Origin of the sequence: Arthrobacter sp., from assembly GCF_031179385.1 — a bacterium.
GTDB lineage: Bacteria > Actinomycetota > Actinomycetes > Actinomycetales > Micrococcaceae > Arthrobacter_D.
Map to the genome: position 1 here is coordinate 100476 of NZ_JAPSHV010000001.1, position 21030 is coordinate 121505.

Below are 21030 nucleotides of genomic sequence, written 5' to 3' on the forward strand. Positions count from 1 at the left end.
CGGCGGATGCGTTCTAGCCGCGGGCCGCCGCAAGGCACCTGCGGTATTCCGCCATTGCCTGGCCGTAGCTGTTGGGTTTCTCAGCGCCGGGTCCGCGCTTCGGCTTCACCGGTGCAACGCACGCGTCCTCCGCAGCCGCTTCCACAGTGACCGGCAGGGTGACGGTAGTGCCGGATTCTTCTGCCACCACAACGATCCTTCCGGGTCCGGCAACTGCTTCCGGAACGGTGACGGTAACCTGCGCAGCGCCGCCCGCGACGGGAGTGCTTCCCAACTCGGTGACGTTCCCGTCAGCGTCAACGAAGCTTGTCGACAGGCTGGTGTTAGCCGGGCTGCCAAGTGAGGTCAGATCCAGCTTCGCAACACTGAAAGTTACGGAGTCACCCGCGGTGACAGTGGCCGGTGCATCCTTCACCACTACGCCCCTACGGTCGAAGCTCGGCGACAACGGGCTGTTCTGCTCGATGTAGCTGATCCACGCGTCGCGGTCCACCAAACCTGAGTCACGGACGTCGGTTCCCTGCTGGAAGACGGTGAAGTTGTCGCCGCCCTGTGCCAGGAAGCTGACCGTACCGATCCGATATTCCGCGGCCGGGTCCAGCGGTGCGCCGTCGATAATCACGGAGGTGATGCGGGATCCGGCTGCCAGGTCCGGGTTGTAAGTGTAGGACACGTTGTCGGAGAGACCCAGGGCGAGGAAAGACCTCGATGAGCCTTCCGGCTGCCACTGCTGCTCCAGCATCGTTGTGAACTGCTCGCCGGTCAGTGTGACGGTCCACAGGTTGTTGACGAAAGGCAAGACGGCGTTCGCTTCGGCGTAGGTGATCACGCCGTCTTCCCCGTAGTAGAGCTCGTTGCGAAGGCCGCCCGGGTTGATGACGCCTATCTGGGCTCCGCCCCGCTCTGTTGCCGAGAGTGATGCCTTCATGGAGTCGGCGACGAGATTGCCCAGCGTCGATTCGTTGGTCCGGTCGTCGCGGCCGCCGTTCACAAAAGCGGTTGTGATGTCCGAAGTGACCGAACCCACCGCACGGCTGCCGATGACCTCGGCCTCAGCGAGCGCCGCATCGACGATCGCCTTGACCGCGGCGACGCGGGGATAAGTTGCTACGAGGGTGGCCGGGGCCGTGGCGGTGCGCTTGACGTTCTGCGCGGTGTAGGACTCAACCTCTCCCGTGGCGTTATCCACGGTGAGGGTGATCTGCCCGATGTACTCGCCGTAGGAGCCGGTCTGAACTACCGGACGGGTTTCACCCTCGACACCGGGAACGGGAGCGTCCCACACATACTGCTTGTGCGTGTGTCCCGTGTAGATAGCATCGACGAGCGGCGAGGTGCCGGTGACGATATCTGCGAATGCATCGCCCGCGGCGACTTCCTGTTCGAGCGTTGATCCCTCGGCTACGCCGTCTCCAGCGCCCTCGTGGTACTCGGCCACGATAACGTCAGCGAGGTCCTGCTCCTCGATCTGCGCAGCGACGCGGTTCACTGCCTCCACGGGATCGCCGAACTCCAGGTCCGCGATGCCGCCGGGGCTCACGAGCGACGGCGTTTCTTCTGTGACTGCGCCGATAACAGCTACGTCGATCCCTCCCACCTCCACGATCTCGTACTCCTGCATGGCAGGAGTGGTGGTGCCCTTCTGGTACACGTTCGCACCGAGGTAGGGGAATTCCGCGGCGTCAGCCACCCGCCCGCTCAGGTCGGCGAAGCCGCCGTCGAACTCGTGGTTGCCCACCGCTGAAGCCCTGAGGCCGAGTGCGTTCAGAACGTCGATCGTAGGCTGATCCTTCGCGACCGAAGAGGCAAAGAGCGAGGCCCCGATGTTGTCTCCAGCCGAGAGGAACAGGGAGTTCTCCTCGCCGTACTGTGCGCGCAGTTCTTCGACGGTTCCGGCGAACTTCACGGTATTCGCATCGATTCGACCGTGGAAGTCGTTGATGCCCATGAGGTTGAGCTCCGTAGTGGCCTTAGCGGGCGCCAGGTCCAGCCCGACAATCACCGGATCGTGATCGCTGGCCCTGAACTGATTGGGCTCGTAAAGGTTGGTCGCGTTGTAGTTGTAGCGGCTGTACTCCAGCGCCACCGACTCCACCGCGTTGATGTTCCATACGTCTACGCCGGAGACCATCGCGTCGGCTTCGGGCGACGCAAGGATGTGATCCAGCGACCCCACAAGGCCGGAGAAAACGTAGGAGTATCCGTCGGTCTTGGCACCCTGGTTGATGTAACCGGCGTCGTACAGGACCTGCATGGGATCCTCGGCCGAGTAGGAGTTGAAATCACCGGCGAGGAAGACCTTGTCTGTACCGGCGTCCTTCTTGAGCTGGTCGGCGAAGGCCACGAGAGCCGTTGCCTGCTCAACGCGGTCCGCGTTGGAAGCGCCCTGGCCATCACCCTGGTCAGCGTTCTCACCGCTGCCTGATCCCTTCGATTTGAAGTGGTTGGCGATCACAAGGAACTTGGTGGAGTCGTTCCCGCCGGGCAGGTTGAAGGACTGGGCCAGCGGCTTGCGGGCGTTCGAGAACGCGTCATTGTCATTGAGGATGACCGACTCGCCTACTGCCTCGACCACTGCCTTCTTGTAGATGAAGGCGGTGCGGATGAAGTCCTCATCCTCAAGGGCGGGCAACTGCTCCGGTGAACGGACGAAGTCCCACACACCGGGAGCGGCCTCGTTCAGTGCGGCGGTCAACGTGGCCAGGGCTTCGTCGCGGTCCTTGCCGAACTTCGCTGAGTTCTCGATTTCTTCGAGGGAGACGACGTCGGCGCCAAGCCCGTTGATGGCTGCAACGATCTTCGCTTCCTGGCGTTCAAGGTTCTCAGCATTCGCCGCACCGCGAGCATCGCAGCCTCCACGCACCGTGACCGGATTACCTGCCCGGTCCTCGTAGTAGGTGCACCCGGTGAGCTGGTCACCGGTGGTGGTGAAGTAGTTGAGTACGTTGAATGATGCGACCTTGACGTTGCCGCCAACGCTCGCGGGCGATTCGGGACGGGACCCAACAAACGCGACGGGCTGCACTTCGGCCGAGTTGGCAGCCGTGAGCGCGGTCAGCGGCTGGAACTTCCAGGAGCTGTTGCGGAAGTCAAAGATCACGGGCGAGGTGAAGGTCGCAGACGAGTTGACCCGGACCGGTTGCTCCGGCGTGAGGTAGGGCAGCGGTTGGTCCATCGCCGTGCCGCGGAGGAAGTTGGTGGTAGCGCCGTCGTCGAGCTTCACGGCCCGTGCGGCGTTGTCTGCTGTGACAGCCGTGTTCTCGGGGGTGCCCGGGGGGGCGACCTCCGTAGGCTGGACCAGGGGAGTGTCCCCGGCAGCGAGCGTGATCTCGCCATACTGGTTCAGCATGTAGTTGTCGGAAACGGTGAAGGCGCCGGGCGGTTGGACGAGCATGCCCTCCAGAGCTTCACGTGCGGCGTCCGTGGCGGGGTAGGCGACGGACGCCGGCTTGACTGCTTCGGCAGCTTCCGTGAGCTTGGACATGCCACCGGCTGGCACGGTGATCTGCGACAGAGTGAAGTACTCGCCCGCGGTGCCCGTTACCTCGACGGAATCACCGACGGCAACGTCGCCGACGGTGTCGGGTGAGTAGATAAAGATTCCATCCGAGGCGGAATGGTCCGCTCCAAGATCTCCGCCTGTTCCGGCGGTCTGGATGTAGTAGCCCTCAAAACCACCGCTGGGGTACGCGGCGGTGACCACACCTCGCGTGGTGACAATTTGGCCGAGGTAGGGAGTAGCTGTGGAGGTGCCCTGAATCTGGTCGATGGGGATGACCTCGCCGGGCACCGGCGGTTCCGGTTCGGGATCTGGTTCGGGTTCGCTTCCGGCAGTCCCACCAGCGGCGTTGGTGGGTGTAACGGCGTCCAGAGCAGTGAAATCCGCACGGTTGTTGTCGGTATCGATGCCATCAGCGCGGTTCATCGAGAGCGTCGTGGCACCGGCTGGGCCTTCCTCAGCAAGCGACTCATAGGTGTTGGAGGTGCCGTAACCGAGCAGGTCAACAACACCGGCGGCGCCGACCACGGAACCGACCGGCAGCGGGTTCACGGCCGTAGCCTGATTGGCCAGGATGATAGTGCCGCCCGCCGCAGCGGGATTCAATGCGCCGCTGGCCTGGTCAGGTGCCGGAAGAGCAGCGCCGTTCCCGGCGTTACTGCCGCCCTGTACAAGGAAGTGGCCGTTCGCAGGGATGGTGCCCTTCAGCGGTACGACGCCGGACGGTGCAGCTGCCCCCGTCGCCGACCGGTACTGCAGCGACCAGCCGTCGAGGCTCACAGGAGCGTCAGTGGTGTTGAGCAGCTCAACGAACTTGTGGGTGAATGGTGCGTTGGCACTGCCCCCGTTGACGAATGCCTCATTGATAACGACGCCGGCGCCTGCCTGGGCTTCGACGGATTCTTCTGCGCTGGCTGGCGAGAACGCCAACGGCGAGGCTAGCAAGCCCACCGAAAGCGCTGAACACAGCGCGCCCCTCCACGAATTATTCATTCGTACTGTTTCTCCTTGACTTTGGCCGGATTACGGCCGCGAGTGATGCCCGCGTTCGGCATGGTGCTTCGGCGGAACTGGCCACGAAAGTGACAATAGGATCTGCCGGTGACATTCCGGTCGCGGCAAGCCAACCACGCTGTAGTGAACAGGCGGTTACCCCGCGGGGAACAGATCAGCCGGGTAGAGACCATCTACGGCATTTCCCATCGTCGGCCCGGTGGTGACGGACTTCAGCGCCGCTCCCGCTCACCTGATAGTGATGTGGGACACAGCGGACGCTTTGCACATTCAAACACGAGTGCTTGCTGGTGGAAACTATCTGCGGGAGTCGCGGAGTGTCTCCGTCGCCGGTGCGCCCCCGGCGTTGCCAACCAGGCACACGACCGTCCGTCCGCCGTCGTCGTCGTTCCATTCCGACTCAACCGGATAAAAGTACTGAAGCTCCAGAGATGAGGCGTCGTAGTCGACGCCCACGAATGAGAGGAACTCGGTGCGGCAGAACTCCTGTGCCTGCGCGTCCGCTTCGCCGACACCGGGGTAGTCGCCCTCCGGCAGTTCCTTGGTGGCGAAGACCTCGAACGCGTGCGGTTCCGTGCACGGGAGCAGTTGGATGGCGGGGTTTGCTGCAGTGCCGGAGTCGGTCATGCATTCGCCCGCGTGCAGGTCATTGGCAGCGACGTCCGACGTCGTGACCTGTGCGGCTTCCGTGCGTTCCGCTGACGCCGGGCCGGTAGGCGGCGCGCCGTCGTCGTTCCCTATGGCACAACCGGTGAGAGCTGCCGCCATGATGACCAGGGCAGCGGGCGGGAGCAGGTGCTTCGCGGCGGCGATCGTCATGGAGAAGCTCCTCGTCGTTGCGGGCGTCAGGATCGGCACTTTCCGGAGCCTACCGGATCCTATTGCGGAGGTCCGGGCACGCGGGCGCCCGGGGCGCCGGCACAGCGATCGGTGCCGATGGCGGGCACGCGAGCAGGCAGGTGGGGGAGCGGTTAAAGCAATTGCACCCCGCCTGTGACAACGGGGTGCAACTGGTGAGCCGGCCAGCTCAATGCGGAAGGTAAGGGATTCGAACCCTTGAGACGGGGTTACCGCCCACTGGTTTTCAAGACCAGCTCCTTCGGCCGCTCGGACAACCTTCCTCAGGGGAATAGTGTTTCATGCAGAGCAGGCAGCACAAAACTACCGCCAATTGCGCGGAGCTAAGTCAACATGGCAGGTCAGGAAGGAACCGATGAAAGCCGTAGTACTGCGTAGGTTCGGTGAACCGCAAGTCCTGGAGGTGGCCGAGGTTGAACCACCCCGTCCCCAGGCAGAAGAGGTACTGATCGATGTTGTCTCGGCCGGGCTGAACCGGGCGGACGTGCAGCAGCGGAAGGGCGTGTACCCGCCTCCTCCGGGAGCTTCCGAGTACCCCGGTCTTGAGGTGTCGGGAAGGATTGCCGACGCCGGTGGGTCACATTTCCAGCGGGGTGACGCCGTCGTCGCGCTCCTTGCCGGCGGCGGCTACGCCGAACAGGTAACCGTGCCTGCCGGGCAGGTACTGCCAGCGCCCGACGGCGTGGATCTGGTGGCCGCCGCGGGCCTGCCCGAAGTAGCGGCAACGGTGTACTCGAACCTGGTACTGACGGCTGGGATGGCCGGCGGTGAGACGCTGCTCATCCATGGTGCGTCGGGCGGAATCGGCACCATGGCCATCCAGCTTGCGCGTGCGCTGGGGGTCCGCACCATTGTCACTGCTGGAACGTCCCAGAAGCTCGACTACGCCCGTAGCCTCGGTGCCGAAGTGTGCATCAACTATCGGGAGCAGGACTTCGTCGCTGAGGTGGATGCGGTGACGGGTGGACGGGGTGCGGACGTGATTCTCGACGTCGTCGGCGCCAAGTACCTCAGCCGCAACGTGGAGGCGCTTGCGACAGGCGGCCGCCTCGTTGTCATCGGTCTGCAGGGTGGTGCCAAGGCAGAGCTCAACCTCGGTGTTCTCATGGCGAAGCGCGCGTCAGTCACCGGCACTACATTGCGCTCGCGGCCTGTCGAGGAGAAGTCAGCGATTATGGCCGGGGTTTACAAGCACATCTGGCCGCTAATCACAGAGGGAACCATCTCGATACCTGTCGACCGCACGTTCCCACTCTCCGACGTCGTGCAGGCGCACGAGTACTTTGATTCCGGTCAGCACACCGGCAAGATCCTCTTGACGCTGCAGTCCGTTTCAAAACAATAAGTCTGCTTGGTAGATTCCGGACGGTGTGACAAGCTAGCATCCACCGAAATTCCAAGGAGGAATCATGGCCAAGCACAGGGCAGACGGCGAGCCGGACAGGGCGGCGCAGGGCAAGGACGACGAGTCAGGACTTGAGCGCGCTGCTGAGAGCTGGGCGGAGAACCTCGCAGACCAGGTGAACGACGGCGTCAAGAGCAACCCTCAGGACACCGCTGACGAGGGAGCCGATCCGCGGACAGATACGCACTCCAGCCTCAGCGAAGGTTCCAACTCCCGCGACGGCAGGGACCAACCCTCGCACTGATACCGCGAGCCGTTCACCTCATCGTTCCCGCCGCTCAGCGAAGTTTCTTCAGCGCGGGCAGAAAGTTGTGACGCAGCACTCGCTCCCCTGCTACGTTCAGTGAGTTAAGCCACTCACATACAAGGGAGCACCATGAGTGAGAACAACCCCGGGCGCGAGCAGGCGGGGGCACGCCGCGTCGAACGAGATGAGGACACTGATGTCCTCCAGCACGATCCGAACCTGCCGCCGACCGCGGTGCATGTGGATACCGAAGACCGCGGCTGGACACCGCTGAAGGTTGCGATCTGGGTAGGCATTGCGCTACTCGGTGGCGTCAGCTGGACCATGCTCGCGATCGTCCGCGGCGAGACGGTCAACGCAATGTGGTTCGTGTTCGCGGCTGTCTGCACCTACCTGATCGCGTACCGGTTCTACTCGAAGTTCATCGAGCGGAAACTGCTGCAACCCAATGACCGCCGGGCCACCCCCGCTGAGTACAAGGCTGACGGCAAGGATTACGCCGCTACAGACCGCCGGGTTCTCTACGGCCACCACTTCGCCGCCATCGCCGGCGCGGGCCCGCTCGTAGGCCCGGTCCTTGCTGCGCAGATGGGCTACCTGCCAGGAACAATCTGGATCATCATCGGCGTCATCCTCGCCGGCGCCGTCCAGGACTACCTCGTGATGTTCTTCTCCATGCGACGGGGCGGGCGCTCGCTCGGTCAGATGGCGCGCGAGGAGCTCGGCGTGATCGGCGGTACTGCAGCCCTGATCGCGACCCTCACCATCATGATCATCATCGTGGCGATCCTCGCACTCGTCGTGGTCAACGCCCTCGGCGAAAGCCCGTGGGGCGTCTTCTCCGTATCGATGACCATCCCGATTGCGCTCTTCATGGGCGTGTACCTGCGCTACATCCGTCCCGGTAAGGTCACGGAAGTCTCGCTTATCGGTTTCGCGCTGCTCATGCTTGCCATCATCGCGGGCGGCTGGATTGCTGAGACCGACTGGGGCGTAGCGATCTTCACCCTCGATCGCGTCACCATCGCCTGGGGCATCATCATTTACGGGTTCATTGCGGCCGTTCTGCCGGTGTGGCTGCTCCTTGCACCCCGCGACTACCTCTCGACGTTCATGAAAATCGGCACCATCGTCATGCTGGCGGTCGCCATCGTCATTGTGAGGCCGGAAATCGACGTCCCCGCCTTCAGTGAATTCGCGAGCCGTGCCGACGGCCCCGTGGTCCCGGGCACGCTGTTCCCGTTCCTGTTTGTGACGATTGCCTGTGGAGCGCTTTCCGGCTTCCATGCGCTGATCTCCTCCGGCACCACTCCGAAGATGATCGAGAAGGAACGCCAGACCCGTTTCATCGGTTACGGCGGCATGCTCATGGAATCATTCGTGGCGATCATGGCCCTTGTGGCGGCGCTGTCGATCGACCGGGGCATTTATTTCGCGATGAACTCGTCCGCAGCGGCAACCGGGGGCACCATTGAAGGCGCCGTGGCGTTCGTGAACGGGTTGGGTCTAACGGGAGTGAACCTCACTCCCGAAGCCTTGAGCACCCTGGCCACGAACGTCGGTGAGGAGTCGATCGTCTCGCGTACCGGCGGTGCGCCGACGCTCGCGGTCGGCATTGCCCAGATCATGCAGGGCCTTTTTGGCGGCGCAGGCATGATGGCGTTCTGGTACCACTTCGCCATCATGTTCGAGGCTTTGTTCATCCTGACAGCGGTCGACGCCGGTACCCGCGTTGCGCGGTTCATGCTGCAGGACAGCATCGGCAACTTCGTGCCGAAGTTCAAGGACACCTCCTGGCGGGTGGGTGCCTGGGTTTGTACGGCCATCATGGTGGCAGGCTGGGGCGCGATCCTGATCATGGGCGTCACCGACCCGCTTGGCGGAATCAACACCTTGTTCCCGCTCTTCGGCATCGCGAACCAGCTGCTCGCGGCGATCGCGCTCGCGGTCTGCATGGCGATCTGTGCGAAGAAGGGCGCGTTCAAGTACCTGTGGATCCCCGCCCTGCCGCTGGCCTTCGCGTCAGTGGTCACCATCACGGCGTCGTTCCTCAAGATCTTCTCTCCGGTTCCGGCCGTGGGCTACTGGGCCAACCACTTTGCCTTCCGGAACGCGCTGGCCGCCGGCGAGGAGAGCTTCGGCAATGCACCGACGGTCGCCGCCATGGAAGCTGTCGTCCGCAACACCTTCATCCAGGGAACGCTGTCTATCGTCTTCGTGGTGCTGTCGATCATCGTCATTGCGACGGCGATCATCGCCACCGTCAAGGCCTACCGAACCGGCGGCGGACCGAGCGCTGAGGACCCCGCCGTGCCGTCCCGCACCTACGCTCCGGCGGGCCTGATCGCTACTCCGGCCGAGAAGGAGCTCGAAGCGCAGTGGGCCGCTCTTCCGCATGACCGGAAACCGGCACGGGCAGGTCACTGATGAGCGTCAAGGAGCTGATCTGGCTTTTCAAAGGTGTGATGGGCGAGAACGCGTACCAGCAGTACCTCGACCACCATGCCGCGACCCACAGCAACGAGCCTCCCATGACGGAGCGGCAGTTCTGGCGCGACAAGACTGATCGCCAGGACGCCAATCCGGAGGGCCGCTGCTGCTAGGGCGGAAATCTGCGCATCTGAGGCGGGTCCAACTGTGTTGGGCCCGCCTCAGCTGTGCGACCCTTCCCTAGCGCCGGGCAAGCCCCCGTGGTTTGCTAGAGGGATGACCGAGAACCTTCCAGAGCATCTGCGCGAAGACGTCGGAGCACCCAGCCCCGGTGCTGAATCCGAGGACCAGCATCTGCGCCAGGATGTGAATCTACCCCAGGAAGAGAACGACGGCGGCCCCGAATTCTCCGAAGGACACTTCACCTCCGGGCAGCTCAACGCCGGGCAACAGGTCCCGGGCGTGAGCCCGGCCGGCGAGTACAAGAGGGGCCGTGAGGAAGAGCTTGCCCACCAGGACGAGGCTGACTGACGCTCCTCAAGGCACGTGAGAGCATAAACCTATGACCGAACAGCAGCCTGAGCACATCAGTGTCACTCCTGAACAAGCGGCCAAGCACAACCAGGAAAGCCCGGTTCTCCTCGGCAAACTTGATGCCGGACGCGGGCTCCCCGAACAAAACGACGGCCGCGGATCCCGCGGTGAAAGCAGCCAGCCTACAAAGCTGCACGAGCTGGTGGACGAGCCCGCCAAGGTCATGCGCATCGGCACCATGCTCAAGCAGTTGCTTGAGGAAGTCCGCAGCGCCCCGCTGGACGACGCCGGGCGCAGCCGCCTCGCCGAGATCCACGAGCGGTCGGTGCGTGAACTTGAGGACGGGCTCGCGCCCGAGCTGGTCGAGGAACTGCACCGGATCAACCTGCCCTTCACCGACGACTCCGTCCCCACCGATGCTGAACTTCGTGTCGCACAGGCCCAGCTGGTGGGCTGGCTCGAAGGCCTCTTCCACGGTATTCAGACAGCCCTGGCCGCCCAGCAGATGGTCAACCAGCAACTCGCGGCGCAGCTCCAGCTCCGGCAGTTGCCGCCCGGCACGGTCATAGCGCCCGGCGTCGTCGTGGGTGAAGACGGTGAGCCGCGGCGTGCGCCCGGCCCGAGGCCGGCGAACCCGCCGCAGAAGCCCGACACCCATGGCCCGGGCCAGTATCTGTAAGCGCCGGTAGGCGCAGGTGGCACTTTTTGCGGCGGCCCGCCAGGGCCGCAGGGATGATGCTGAGCTCGGCACGGGAGTGTGGCGCCGTGCCCACGACCGCTTCCGGCGCGGACTCGACCGCTATCACCAGATCCTGGAAGGCGTGGAGGACGACGACGTCTACAACGACCTCGCCGGTCTCGCCAACGAGCTGGCAGAGTTGCTGCCGCGTGTCCGCCAGTGCTGTGTAGCGGCGCACTCCCGGCATCCCAGCGAGGGTCTGGACATACCCGGTGCGCTCCTTCAGGTGCACCGGGCACTGTCCCGCGCGGGCAACGCGCTCGCAACCACAGCCGAGGCCGCAGCTATGGCCCGTCTTGACGGGGAACGCTGGGGGATTGCATCGGCCGGGCTCGAGAACGTCCGGCGACGGGCGGACGTCGTTGCCGAGGATGTGGCGGAAGCTGAACGTTTGCTGTCAGGAACCAGTTCGTAGGAATACCTGCCGGCAGGCGTGAGTTAGCACAGTTCGAAGAAGCAATCAGTCATCGAAAGGAACCCATGAGCACCTCACCGAACCTGACTTTCAACGACGGCCGCACCATTCCCCAACTGGGCTATGGCGTCTGGCAGGTCGACGACGCAACGGCGGAGGACGTCGTCGGGCGCGCCTTCAAGGCGGGCTACCGCCACATCGATACCGCAAAGATCTACGGCAACGAAGCAGGTGTGGGCAGGGCGATTGAAGCATCCGGACTGAACCCGGATGAGCTGTTTATCACCACTAAACTGTGGAATGCAGACCAGGGCTACGAGAGCACCCTCAAGGCCTTCGAGGGTTCCATGCAGCGGCTCGGCCTGGAAACGCTGGATCTCTACCTGATCCACTGGCTCCAGCCCAAGCAGGGCAAGTACGTGGACACCTGGAAGGCGCTCGTCGAGCTGCAGAAGCGCGGACGGGTGCGCTCCATCGGCGTATCCAACTTCACCGTCGAAGCGCTGCAGGAAATCATCGACGAGACCGGGGTCGTGCCCGCAATCAACCAGGTGGAGACCCACCCTTACCTGAATCAGGCCGAACTGCGCGCCTTCGAAGCGGAAAAGGGGATCCTGCATGAGTCCTGGTCACCGCTTGGATCAGGGAAGGGCCTGCTCGAAGACCCGGTGCTCGCCGACATCGCCGAGAAGCGGGGAGCTACCCCCGCTCAGGTTGTGCTCGCGTGGCACCTCGCGCTGGGTCTGGTTGTCATTCCCAAGTCGGTGACCGAGTCCCGCATCATCGAGAACTGGGGTGCACTGGATGTTTCGCTGACTGAGGAAGACATCGAAGCGATCAACGGACTCGACAAGGGCGAGGCAGGCCGCATCGGTGCCAACCCGGCGACGGCGGACTTCGCCTGATCGGCACGTCCCGCGCCAGTCGCGGCTGATTCATTCCGGAAGTGCAGGCATTGCGCGCGTTGCCGTCAACGCATGCAGTGCCTGCACTTTTGTGTGAAGAATGGTCCTCATGCACACAGAAACAGTGGACCTCCTGATTGGCACCTATCCCGCCGACGGCACTGAGCCCGGCTCTGGGGAAGGCATCTGGCGGGTTGCCCTCGACCGGCGGAGTGGGAGCCTGACCGGCGAACGCCTGCTGGCGACGACGACGGCGCCCTCCTTCCTGGCGCTGCATCCTTCCCGCCCTGTGCTGTATGCGGTGCGCGAAGCGGAACAGGGGAGCGTCAGCGCCTTCGCCGTCGAGGATGACAGCCTGAATCTTCTGGGTGCAGTTGCGACGGGCGGGTCCTTCCCGTGTCACCTCCGGGTCGCGGAAGGACGGTTATGGGTCGCCAACTACGGCGACGGCGCCGTCACCCGGCTGGACCTGAACGAGCAGGGTGAGCCGGTTGAAGACCCGGCGGTATACCGGAACACCGGATCCGGACCCAACCCGGAGCGGCAGGACGGCCCGCACGCGCACTACATTCACGACGCCGGCCACGGGCAGCTGTGGGTGAGTGACCTGGGCACCGACGAAGTGCGCAGGTTCACTGCGTCCGGTCCCAACGGGGTCGTGGTGCAGCTCGCGGCGGGCACAGGGCCACGCCACATGACAACGCTGCCGGGAGGCGCCGTCGTCGTCGTTGGTGAACTGGACTCACGACTGCACGTGCTTCGTACCGACGGGAGCGATTTGCCCCTCAGTCCAGTTCCGGCCCTCGCCGCCTCCGTGCCGGCCGGGCAGCCAAGCCAGCCCTCTCACGTGGACGTCGGAGCGTCCACCGGGACACGGAACCTGTTGTACGCCGCAACCCGCGGCCCCGACGTCCTCGCGGTTTTCACCGTCTCGGGGGAGCAAACGCTGACGCATCTCTCGGATTCACCGGTGGGAGGGTCATGGCCCCGGCACTTCGCGGTCGTGCCTGCCGAGGATGACGCGGCCGACTTCGTGGTTGTGGCGAACCAGGGCTCGTCCACCCTCGACGTGCTGTGCGTCCAGGCTTCCGGCCAGGTCGACCAGGTGCATTCGCTGAACCTTCCCGCCCCTGCCTGCGTCATCCCGGCACGCTGAGCACGGCGTCTGACAGGATGGAGCGCACACCCGCCCACGGCTGGAGGACCGATGGTTGAGAACGATCTGGACGGCGCTTTCACACGCATCAGGGACGTCATGCGCTCCGACGCCGAGTCCGACGAAGCGAACTGGTTGGATTTCAACCGTCGGCTCGACGCGCATTTTCCTACTTTGTATCGGCTCTTCGAGTCCTTGTACGGGGACCGAAACGATTGGCAGGAGCAGCTCACACAGCTCGTGCTCCTCGCCGCGCGTTCATGGGTCGCGCGGCCTCCCGAGCTGAAAGAAGTCGACGACGACCAGGAGCATGACATCGCCTGGTACCTCTCCAACAAGGCGCTGGGAGGCGTCTGCTACGTCGACAGGTACGCGGAGAATCTCGAGGGGTTACGAAGCCGCATCCCCTACTTCAAGGAACTCGGGCTCACCTATCTGCACCTGATGCCGTTGTTCCTTGCCCCGGAGCCGAATTCAGACGGCGGCTACGCAGTCTCGAGCTATCGAGAGGTCCATCCCGGGCTGGGAACAATGGTTCAGCTTCGCGAACTGGCCGCAGAGCTGCGCAGCGCAGGCATCAAACTGGTCGTCGACTTCATCTTCAACCACACGTCCAATGAACACCTTTGGGCACGCAAGGCGGCGGAGGGAGACTCCCGTTTCAGCGGCTACTACTGGATCTTCCCTGACCGCACCATGCCGGATGCCTTCGAGTCCCACGCCCGGGAAATCTTCCCCGACGACCACCCGGGATCGTTCGTCCAGCTCGACGACGGACGCTGGGTGTGGGCTACCTTTCACAGCTTCCAGTGGGACCTGAACTACTCGAACCCCGAGGTCTTCCGTGCAATGGCGGAGGAAATGCTCTTCCTCGCCAACCAGGGCATCAGTGTCCTCCGCATGGACGCGGTGGCCTTCATCTGGAAGCAGGTGGGTACGTCCTGCGAGAACCTCCCTCAAGCGCATCTGCTCCTGCAGGCCTTCAACGCGGTGTGCAGACTCGCCGCGCCCTCGCTCCTCTTCAAGTCCGAGGCGATCGTCCATCCGGATCAGGTCGCCGAATACATTGATCCGGGGGAGTGTCAGCTCTCCTACAACCCCCTACAGATGGCGTTGATCTGGGAAGCCATGGCCACGCGTGACGTTTCGCTCCTTTCGCAGGCGCTGGAACGCAGGCATAACCTCCCGGAGGGAACATCCTGGATCAACTACGTGCGGAGCCACGATGACATCGGGTGGACGTTCGCCGACGAAGACGCTGCCGAGCTGGGCATCAACGGGTTCGAGCACCGCCGCTTCCTCAACTCCTTCTATGTCAATCGCTTTCCGGGCAGCTTCGCTCACGGGGTTCCGTTCCAAGACAACCCGAGGACCGGCGACTGCCGGATCTCGGGAACGACGGCGTCACTGCTCGGGTTGGAAACGGAACCGGAGGCAGCGGTGCAGCGTATCCTCCTGGCCCACTCGATCATCCTGAGCACGGGCGGTGTTCCGCTGATTTATCTGGGCGACGAGGTTGCGCAGGGGAACGATTACGGCTATGCCGCTGAGCCGGGTCATGAAGCCGACAGCAGATGGGTGCACCGCCCGCACTATCCCGCGGACAGCTATGCGAAGCGTAGGGATCCTTCCACGCCGCAGGGCGCCGTTTACTCCGGTTTGACCGAACTCATCTCCATCCGGGCAGCGACCCCCGAGTTTGAAGGAACCTGTCTGGTGGATTTCCGGACCGGGAACCGGCACGTCCTCGGATATCAGCGTCCCGGCGAAGGCACAGCGGTGCTGGTGCTCGCCAACTTCGGTGACAGTCCGCAGGCCGTGGCGCCGGCTGTCTTATCGGGGTTCAACCGGACGGCGGCCAATCTGCTGACGCACGAGCAGGAGAACATGGACGCCGGTATCGAGCTTGCTCCGCGCAGCTTCGTCTGGCTGCGGGTCGCTTACGCGAACAGATAAGGCCTGTCGGAGCGAGCACTTCGACAGTATGCTTACTATTCTGACGTGCAGCCGACAGCGAGGTGACCATGCGAGCAATGGTGTACCGCGGCCCCTATAAGGTCCGTGTAGAAGAAAAAGACATCCCTGCGATCGAACATCCGAACGATGCGATCATCCGGGTAACCAGAGCCGCGATCTGCGGATCGGACCTGCATTTGTACCACGGGATGATGCCGGACACCCGGGTAGGAACCACCTTTGGCCACGAGTTCATCGGTGTGGTCGAAAAGGTAGGTGGTTCGGTGCAGACGCTGAGCCCGGGCGACCGCGTGATGGTGCCCTTCAACGTCTACTGCGGGTCGTGCTACTTCTGCGCCCGCGGCCTCTACTCGAACTGCCACAACGTCAACCCGAATGCCACCGCGGTGGGAGGCATCTACGGCTACTCCCACACGTGCGGCGGGTACGACGGCGGCCAGGCCGAGTATGTGCGCGTCCCCTTTGCGGACGTCGGACCGTCGTTGATTCCTGACTGGCTGGAGGATGAGGACGCCCTCCTCATGACCGATGCCCTCGCCACGGGCTATTTCGGCGCTCAGCTGGGTGACATCGTGGAGGGGGACACAGTCGTCGTCTTCGGGGCAGGTCCGGTGGGACTGTATGCGGCAAAGTCCGCATGGCTGATGGGGGCGGGCAGAGTCATTGTGATTGACCAGCTTGAGTACCGGCTGGAAAAGGCCCGCACCTTCGCGCACGCTGAGACCTACAACTACAACGAATACGACGACATCGTGGTCGAGATGAAGAAGGCGACCGATTATCTGGGGGCCGACGTCGTGATCGACGCGGTGGGCGCCGAAGCCGACGGCAACTTCCTCCAGCAGGTGACCGGGACCAAGCTCAAGCTTCAGGGCGGATCACCCATCGCCCTGAACTGGGCCATCGATTCGGTCCGCAAGGGTGGCACCGTTTCTGTGGTCGGCGCGTACGGACCTATCTTCAGTGCCGTGAAATTCGGCGACGCCGTCAACAAGGGGCTGACCCTGCGAATGAATCAGTGCCCGGTCAAGCGCCAGTGGCCGCGCCTCCTGGAACACATTCGCAACGGCTACCTGAAGCCTAACGACATCGTTACTCACCGCATACCACTGGAGCACATCGCCGAGGGATATCACATCTTCTCGGCCAAGCTGGACAACTGCATCAAGCCCCTGATCGTTCCGAACGCAAGCTAGGAGAGCGCCGTGCACTCAACGCCATACGTTGCCAACAAGCCAAGGAACACCGAAACCCGTGACGAGCTCCGCGCCCGCATCCCGGGTTGGGGCGCAGACCTGGATCCGGCGGACCGCCCGTCCTATCCGCGGGAGAAGCTGGCCCCCTTCCATACGGGCGCGCACTGGGATTTCCCTGAGCAGCAGCCCGGGGCCGAGAACCGCGAGCATTCCATCGAACACGACATCGTTCCGCCCGTGTTCGGAACCTCCGTTCCGCTCAAGGGCGTTTCCGGTGCAATTCGCCGTCATGCGTATGCGTCCTATAGTGAGGGCCGTGCGGCTCACTGGCTGTTGCTCATCCTCGGCGACAGGGTGGACGCCTGGGAAAGCCACCTGCGTTCATTTGCGTCCGCGCGACCCGATAACCCTGTGACGGAAACCGGCGTTCTGGCTGAGAAGAGCGCGCACGGCGTCGCGTCACGTTTCGGTGTGAAGCGCTCCGATATCAACCATCAGTGGCTGGACCCGTTGATCGTGGGAGGTCCATGGGTAGCCGCCGGTGGGGTAGCGTTCGCGATCACAAGGAAGCTGGTGCGGCGCGGCCGCTAGCGGCCCTACGAGTGCGCGGATCCGGGCTCGTTCAGCTTCCGGTTCATTTCCGCCCCGGCAGCGTCCGGTGTGACATTGCCGCTCATCCCCATCGCCCGGGACTTGAGGGAGCCACCAAGCACGTTACCTTCGCCCTCCATCAATCCTTTGAACCCCTGCTCTGCCACCAGTGCCGGGTCATCCTTCTTCGAAGTTCCCAACCGCGTGTCCATGAGATCTGCACGTTCGAAGAACTCGGTGTCGGTGGGGCCGGGAAGCAGAGTGGTCACGGTGACGCCTGTATCCTTCAGCTCGTTACGCAGTGCCTGGCCGAACGACTGAACGAACGCCTTGGATGCGCCGTAGACAGCCTGGAACGGCGACGGCATACGTGCAACCACGGATGAGGTAAACAGAATCCTGCCATGGTTGCGGGCCACCATGTCCGTAGCCACCCGCTTGGCGAGCGCGACCGTCGACACAACGTTGAGGTCGATCAGGCGCAGCTCATCCTCCAGCCGGTTCTCCAGAAACGGTCCGCCGGCGCCGATGCCGGCATTCAGCGCCGCAGCCTCCAGCGGCCGCTTCAGGGCGGTCAGACTGGAGTAAAGGCGGTCGACGCCCTCGCGCTCTGACAGATCGATGCGCTCGGCGTACACCTGCCCGCCAAGGTCTTGCAAGGAGTTCGCCGCGGTGGTGATTTCCGCGTCCTCGGCGACCAGCAGGGCATCGAAGCCGTTGGAAAGGAACTGTTTCGCCAGTTCGTAGCCGATACCGCTCGAAGCGCCGGTGATGAGTGCAAGCGGGCGATCTGTTTCCATGACCGAATCCTCCCAGGAAAGGTAAGCGTGCTGCCTATTCTCGTACGGGGAGGAGCGGAGCGAAAGGGCGGAGACGGGAAACAAGCCCGGCACAGGGCACAAAAAGAGCCTCCTGCCAGAATCGAACTGGCGACCTTCTCATTACGAGTGAGACGCTCTACCGACTGAGCTAAGGAGGCTAGTTGTTGGGCGCCAGGCTGAAACCTGGCCCGTTCAACAAGGAATAACTGTATAAGAGCGTAAGCTCACCGGTCAAAATCAGCAGCGGGCGCCGTCGTCGGGCACCGTGCCGTCAATGAGGAAGTCGTCCACGAGCGACTCGATGCACTCCCCGGAGCGGCCGTAGGCGGTGTGCCCCTGGCCTTCCCAGGTCACGTGGACGGCGGATTCCAACTGATCGGCGAGGGCTAGTGACCACTCGTAGGGGGTGGCCGGATCCCCGGTGGTTCCGATGACCACCATCGGCGGCGCGCCCGGAGCGCTGGCCGGCGCAGGTTCATTGACGGGCTCGTATTCCCAGTTCTCGCAGGCCAGAGCGCCATAGCTCAGGTACTCACCGAACACCTCCGACGACGCCTCCAGCGCCTCGGCCTCCGCTGCCATGGTCTCTGGGTCGGCAGACATTGGATAGTCCAGGCAGGTCACCGCGGTGAACGCATCGGAGGCATTGGTCAGGTATTCCCCGGTCGGCTGCCGTTCAGCGCTCAGGTCGGCGAACCGGAGGAACTCCGTGGGATCGCCCTGGAGTGCACGGTCGATCGCTCCCGTGAGCGCAGGCCAGCTTCCGCTGTCGTACAGGGGAAGCACGAAGCCCTGGAAGAACGTCCCGATGGTCACCAGCCGGCCGTCCGACGCAGTCATCGGACTGGCCTCGACCGACTCGAAGAGGTCATCGACGACGGAAACGCCCTCCTCGACATCACCGGGGAGCGGGCAGTCGCTCTGCGACTGGCAGTCTGCGATGTAGCTGCGAAGGGCCTCATCGAACGCCGCGACCTGACCGGCCGTGATCTCGGCAGAGCTCAGCGAAGGGTCCACAGCACCGTCGAGCACCAAGCGCCCGACCTTCTCCGGGAACAGGCCGGCGTAAGCAGCGCCGAGCTGGGTGCCGTAGGAGAACCCGAGGTAGTTCAGCTTCTCGTCGCCGACGAGGGCGCGCAGAATGTCCATGTCCTTCGCGGCGCTCACGGTGTCAATGTAGCCAAGCAGCTCGCCCGACCGTTCGGCACACAGCTCGGCGTACTCGGCGGAATCTTCCTCGATGAGCGCGATCGCTTCCTCATCGGTCGCGTCCGGGGGAATCGTTTCTGTCCGGGCTTCCTCGCGTTCCTCATCCGTGAGGCATTCCACCGCCGACGATCGGTTGATGCCGCGCGGGTCGAATCCAATCACGTCGTAGGACTGGCGCAGTCGATCGCTGAGGAGGAACTCCGCGGAATCACGGACTGTGTTGTAGCCGGAGACGCCGGGACCGCCCGGGTTCATCAGGAGCGAGCCCTGAGGCTCGCCCGAGGCGTCAAGACGGATAGCCGCAATGTCGATCGACTGCCGACCCGGGTCGCTGTAATCCAGCGGCACCTTGACGGTGGCGCAGGCGAACTCGCCCTCGCACTCCTCCCAGGTGATCTCCTGGGTGTAGAACTCCTGCAGGTTCTCCGGAACCTCGCCGATCACCTCTGGCGGCGCCGTCACCGCGCCGGTGTCCGGACCCGCCGTGCAGCCGGAGAGAACCAGACCGACGACGACGGCGGCCGCACCTGCCAGTGAACGCAGCGGTGAGCGGCGCACGGGTTTGGAGTGTGTCACGCGGAGAGTTCCTTCTCTGGCAGCAGGCTGACGGCCATCGCTTCGATGGCCAGCAGGGGGGCGATATTGGTTCCAACGATCCGGGTGCGCACTTTGTTGATGGCTTCAATGCGGGCGAGCGTCTGTTCCGGTGTCCCGTGTTCCGCATAGCGTTCAAGTTCGGGCCGCAGCGGCTCGTTCACAAGGTGGCCGCCGGCGCCGAGCTGAAGCATCAGGACGTCACGGTAGAACGAGGTGAGATCGGTGAGGGCGCGATCGAAGTAGTCATTCTTGGAACGCTTGGCGCGTCGGTTCTGGTCATCCTCCAACCGCTTGACCTGGGCACGGATGGCGGGAGGGAGAGTGCCCGATTCGGGTGCTCCGAGCGAGGTCAGCAGAGCCGCTTTTTCCTCAGCATCGCGCTGCTCAAAGGAACTCTGCGCTTCAGCCTCAGCCAGCTTCACCAGGTCGGCGGCGGCGCGCATCGCGCCGGCAATGTTGCGCAGGTTGAGAGGCAACCGAACGATCTGGTTGCGCCGTTCCCGGGCATCGGAATCGGTAGCGAGCCGTTTTGCCACCCCAATGTGGCTTTGCGCGGCCCGGGCAGCTGCTTCGGCGATGATCGGGTCGATTCCATCGCGCTGCACCAGCAGGTCGGTGACGGCATCGACCGGCGGCACCCGCAGGCTGACGGAGCGGCAGCGGGAACGGATGGTCACAAGGACATCGCCGGGGCTGGGCGCACAGAGCAGCCAGATGGTGCGCGGCGGGGGCTCCTCAATGGCCTTCAGCAAGACGTTGGTACTGCGTTCCTGCATGCGGTCCGCGTCCTCCACGATGATGACGCGCCACCGGCCGGTGGACGGTTTATCCTGGGCCTTCTTCACCAGCTCACGAGCCTCGTCGATGCTGATGGTGACTTTCTCCGTGGTCACGTTGGTGACGTCCGCGTGCGAGCCGGCCAACGCCGTCGTGCATCCTTTGCACTCACCGCAGCCGCGTTCGGCCAGTAATGGGCGGTCACATAGCAGGGCAGCGGCGAACGCCCGTGCGGCATTTGATCGGCCGGAACCGGGAGGACCGGTGAACAGCCAGGCGTGGCTGGGCTGCTCGGCTGCTGCGGCGCGGCGGAGCTGTTCAACTGCAGCTGCCTGACCGGTCAGGAATGTCCAGACGCTCATGCGAGCCGTTCCCGTACGGACTGTGCGATGACTTCCGCGATCGAATCAACCGGGTCGGATGCATTCAGCACCAGGTACTGTCCAGGGTTGGCTGAGGCCTGCTGGCGGAACGCGGTCCGGATCTGCTCATGGAAGGAGTCCGGCTCGGATTCCATCCGGTCCTCCTCGGCTGCACTGGAGGTTCGGCGCCCGCGTCCTTCGACGTGGTCAACGTCCAGCAGCACCGTGAGGTCCGGGCGCAGTCCCTCGACAGCCCACATGTTGATATCCAGCACGCTGTCCGCACCCAGGCCCCGGC

General features: G+C 63.8%; 18 protein-coding genes and 2 tRNA genes. 12 read left to right on the forward strand and 8 right to left on the reverse strand.

What is annotated here, in order from left to right:
* Positions 1–13 precede the first annotated feature (13 nt).
* From RIF85_RS00460 to RIF85_RS00470, 3 genes are all read right to left on the reverse strand, one after another.
* A complete protein-coding gene (locus RIF85_RS00460) occupies positions 14–4492 on the reverse strand; it encodes an ExeM/NucH family extracellular endonuclease (protein ID WP_309069935.1) in 4479 nt (1492 codons plus the stop codon).
* A gap of 318 nt (positions 4493–4810) precedes the next feature.
* Entirely contained in the window at positions 4811–5332 is a 522-nt protein-coding gene (locus RIF85_RS00465) for a septum formation family protein (RefSeq protein WP_309069936.1), read from the reverse strand.
* Positions 5333–5546: 214 nt separating this feature from the next.
* Positions 5547–5634, reverse strand: a tRNA-Ser gene (locus RIF85_RS00470).
* Between the two features lie 92 nt (positions 5635–5726).
* On the opposite strand from RIF85_RS00470, the gene RIF85_RS00475 reads away from it, so the two are divergent.
* The 12 genes from RIF85_RS00475 to RIF85_RS00530 all read left to right on the forward strand — a co-directional run bounded on the left by RIF85_RS00475 (position 5727) and on the right by RIF85_RS00530 (position 16966).
* A complete protein-coding gene (locus tag RIF85_RS00475) occupies positions 5727–6716 on the forward strand; it encodes an NAD(P)H-quinone oxidoreductase (protein ID WP_309069937.1) in 990 nt (329 codons plus the stop codon).
* A gap of 64 nt (positions 6717–6780) precedes the next feature.
* Positions 6781–7020, forward strand: coding sequence for a hypothetical protein (locus RIF85_RS00480; RefSeq protein ID WP_309069938.1), 240 nt, complete (start codon positions 6781–6783; stop codon positions 7018–7020).
* A gap of 132 nt (positions 7021–7152) precedes the next feature.
* Positions 7153–9450 (forward strand): carbon starvation CstA family protein, encoded by a 2298-nt coding sequence (locus RIF85_RS00485; protein WP_309069939.1) that lies wholly within the window; start codon positions 7153–7155, stop codon positions 9448–9450.
* Entirely contained in the window at positions 9450–9626 is a 177-nt protein-coding gene (locus RIF85_RS00490; protein ID WP_309069940.1) for a YbdD/YjiX family protein, read from the forward strand. Before RIF85_RS00485 ends, RIF85_RS00490 begins: the two co-directional genes overlap by 1 nt.
* Before the next feature lie 103 nt (positions 9627–9729).
* Entirely contained in the window at positions 9730–9984 is a 255-nt protein-coding gene (locus tag RIF85_RS00495) for a hypothetical protein (protein WP_309069941.1), read from the forward strand.
* 31 nt (positions 9985–10015) lie between these two features.
* Positions 10016–10666: a bacterial proteasome activator family protein gene (locus RIF85_RS00500; protein WP_309069942.1), complete on the forward strand. Its 651-nt coding sequence runs from the start codon at positions 10016–10018 to the stop codon at positions 10664–10666.
* A gap of 16 nt (positions 10667–10682) precedes the next feature.
* Positions 10683–11141 (forward strand): hypothetical protein, encoded by a 459-nt coding sequence (locus tag RIF85_RS00505; protein WP_309069943.1) that lies wholly within the window; start codon positions 10683–10685, stop codon positions 11139–11141.
* Between the two features lie 65 nt (positions 11142–11206).
* Positions 11207–12046 carry an aldo/keto reductase gene (locus tag RIF85_RS00510; RefSeq protein WP_309069944.1) on the forward strand — a complete coding sequence of 280 codons (840 nt, stop codon included), beginning with the start codon at positions 11207–11209 and terminating at the stop codon, positions 12044–12046.
* Positions 12047–12155: 109 nt separating this feature from the next.
* Positions 12156–13202: a beta-propeller fold lactonase family protein gene (locus tag RIF85_RS00515; RefSeq protein ID WP_309069945.1), complete on the forward strand. Its 1047-nt coding sequence runs from the start codon at positions 12156–12158 to the stop codon at positions 13200–13202.
* Positions 13203–13301: 99 nt separating this feature from the next.
* Entirely contained in the window at positions 13302–15158 is a 1857-nt protein-coding gene (locus tag RIF85_RS00520) for an amylosucrase (protein WP_309069957.1), read from the forward strand.
* 68 nt (positions 15159–15226) lie between these two features.
* Entirely contained in the window at positions 15227–16375 is a 1149-nt protein-coding gene (locus tag RIF85_RS00525; protein WP_309069946.1) for a zinc-dependent alcohol dehydrogenase, read from the forward strand.
* A 9-nt stretch (positions 16376–16384) separates the two neighbouring features.
* On the forward strand, positions 16385–16966 hold the full coding sequence (locus RIF85_RS00530) for a hypothetical protein (RefSeq protein WP_309069947.1): 582 nt from the start codon (positions 16385–16387) through the stop codon (positions 16964–16966).
* A gap of 5 nt (positions 16967–16971) precedes the next feature.
* On the opposite strand, the gene RIF85_RS00535 is transcribed toward RIF85_RS00530, so the two are convergent.
* The 5 genes from RIF85_RS00535 to RIF85_RS00555 form a co-directional block, all read right to left on the reverse strand.
* Entirely contained in the window at positions 16972–17766 is a 795-nt protein-coding gene (locus tag RIF85_RS00535; protein ID WP_309069948.1) for an SDR family NAD(P)-dependent oxidoreductase, read from the reverse strand.
* 106 nt (positions 17767–17872) lie between these two features.
* Positions 17873–17945: transfer RNA gene (locus RIF85_RS00540), tRNA-Thr, on the reverse strand.
* A 79-nt stretch (positions 17946–18024) separates the two neighbouring features.
* Positions 18025–19572 (reverse strand): alpha/beta hydrolase, encoded by a 1548-nt coding sequence (locus tag RIF85_RS00545; RefSeq protein WP_309069949.1) that lies wholly within the window; start codon positions 19570–19572, stop codon positions 18025–18027.
* Positions 19569–20732 carry a DNA polymerase III subunit delta' gene (locus RIF85_RS00550; protein WP_309069950.1) on the reverse strand — a complete coding sequence of 388 codons (1164 nt, stop codon included), beginning with the start codon at positions 20730–20732 and terminating at the stop codon, positions 19569–19571. Before RIF85_RS00550 ends, RIF85_RS00545 begins: the two co-directional genes overlap by 4 nt.
* The coding region (locus RIF85_RS00555; protein WP_309069951.1) for a dTMP kinase at positions 20729–21030 on the reverse strand (302 nt) is incomplete at its 5' end. The genes RIF85_RS00550 and RIF85_RS00555, both read right to left, overlap by 4 nt.

What these genes read in the sequence shown, in the direction of transcription:
- RIF85_RS00515 (WP_309069945.1), top strand. Translation starts at nt 12,156, where the DNA reads ATGCACACAGAAACAGTGGACCTCCTGATTGGCACCTATCCCGCCGAC.
- RIF85_RS00500 (WP_309069942.1), top strand. Translation starts at nt 10,016, where the DNA reads ATGACCGAACAGCAGCCTGAGCACATCAGTGTCACTCCTGAACAAGCG.
- RIF85_RS00485 (WP_309069939.1), top strand. Translation starts at nt 7,153, where the DNA reads ATGAGTGAGAACAACCCCGGGCGCGAGCAGGCGGGGGCACGCCGCGTC.
- RIF85_RS00465 (WP_309069936.1), bottom strand. Translation starts at nt 5,332, where the DNA reads ATGACGATCGCCGCCGCGAAGCACCTGCTCCCGCCCGCTGCCCTGGTC.
- RIF85_RS00550 (WP_309069950.1), bottom strand. Translation starts at nt 20,732, where the DNA reads ATGAGCGTCTGGACATTCCTGACCGGTCAGGCAGCTGCAGTTGAACAG.
- RIF85_RS00535 (WP_309069948.1), bottom strand. Translation starts at nt 17,766, where the DNA reads ATGGAAACAGATCGCCCGCTTGCACTCATCACCGGCGCTTCGAGCGGT.
- RIF85_RS00520 (WP_309069957.1), top strand. Translation starts at nt 13,302, where the DNA reads ATGCGCTCCGACGCCGAGTCCGACGAAGCGAACTGGTTGGATTTCAAC.
- RIF85_RS00475 (WP_309069937.1), top strand. Translation starts at nt 5,727, where the DNA reads ATGAAAGCCGTAGTACTGCGTAGGTTCGGTGAACCGCAAGTCCTGGAG.
- RIF85_RS00495 (WP_309069941.1), top strand. Translation starts at nt 9,730, where the DNA reads ATGACCGAGAACCTTCCAGAGCATCTGCGCGAAGACGTCGGAGCACCC.
- RIF85_RS00525 (WP_309069946.1), top strand. Translation starts at nt 15,227, where the DNA reads ATGCGAGCAATGGTGTACCGCGGCCCCTATAAGGTCCGTGTAGAAGAA.
- RIF85_RS00510 (WP_309069944.1), top strand. Translation starts at nt 11,207, where the DNA reads ATGAGCACCTCACCGAACCTGACTTTCAACGACGGCCGCACCATTCCC.
- RIF85_RS00490 (WP_309069940.1), top strand. Translation starts at nt 9,450, where the DNA reads ATGAGCGTCAAGGAGCTGATCTGGCTTTTCAAAGGTGTGATGGGCGAG.
- RIF85_RS00460 (WP_309069935.1), bottom strand. Translation starts at nt 4,492, where the DNA reads ATGAATAATTCGTGGAGGGGCGCGCTGTGTTCAGCGCTTTCGGTGGGC.
- RIF85_RS00480 (WP_309069938.1), top strand. Translation starts at nt 6,781, where the DNA reads ATGGCCAAGCACAGGGCAGACGGCGAGCCGGACAGGGCGGCGCAGGGC.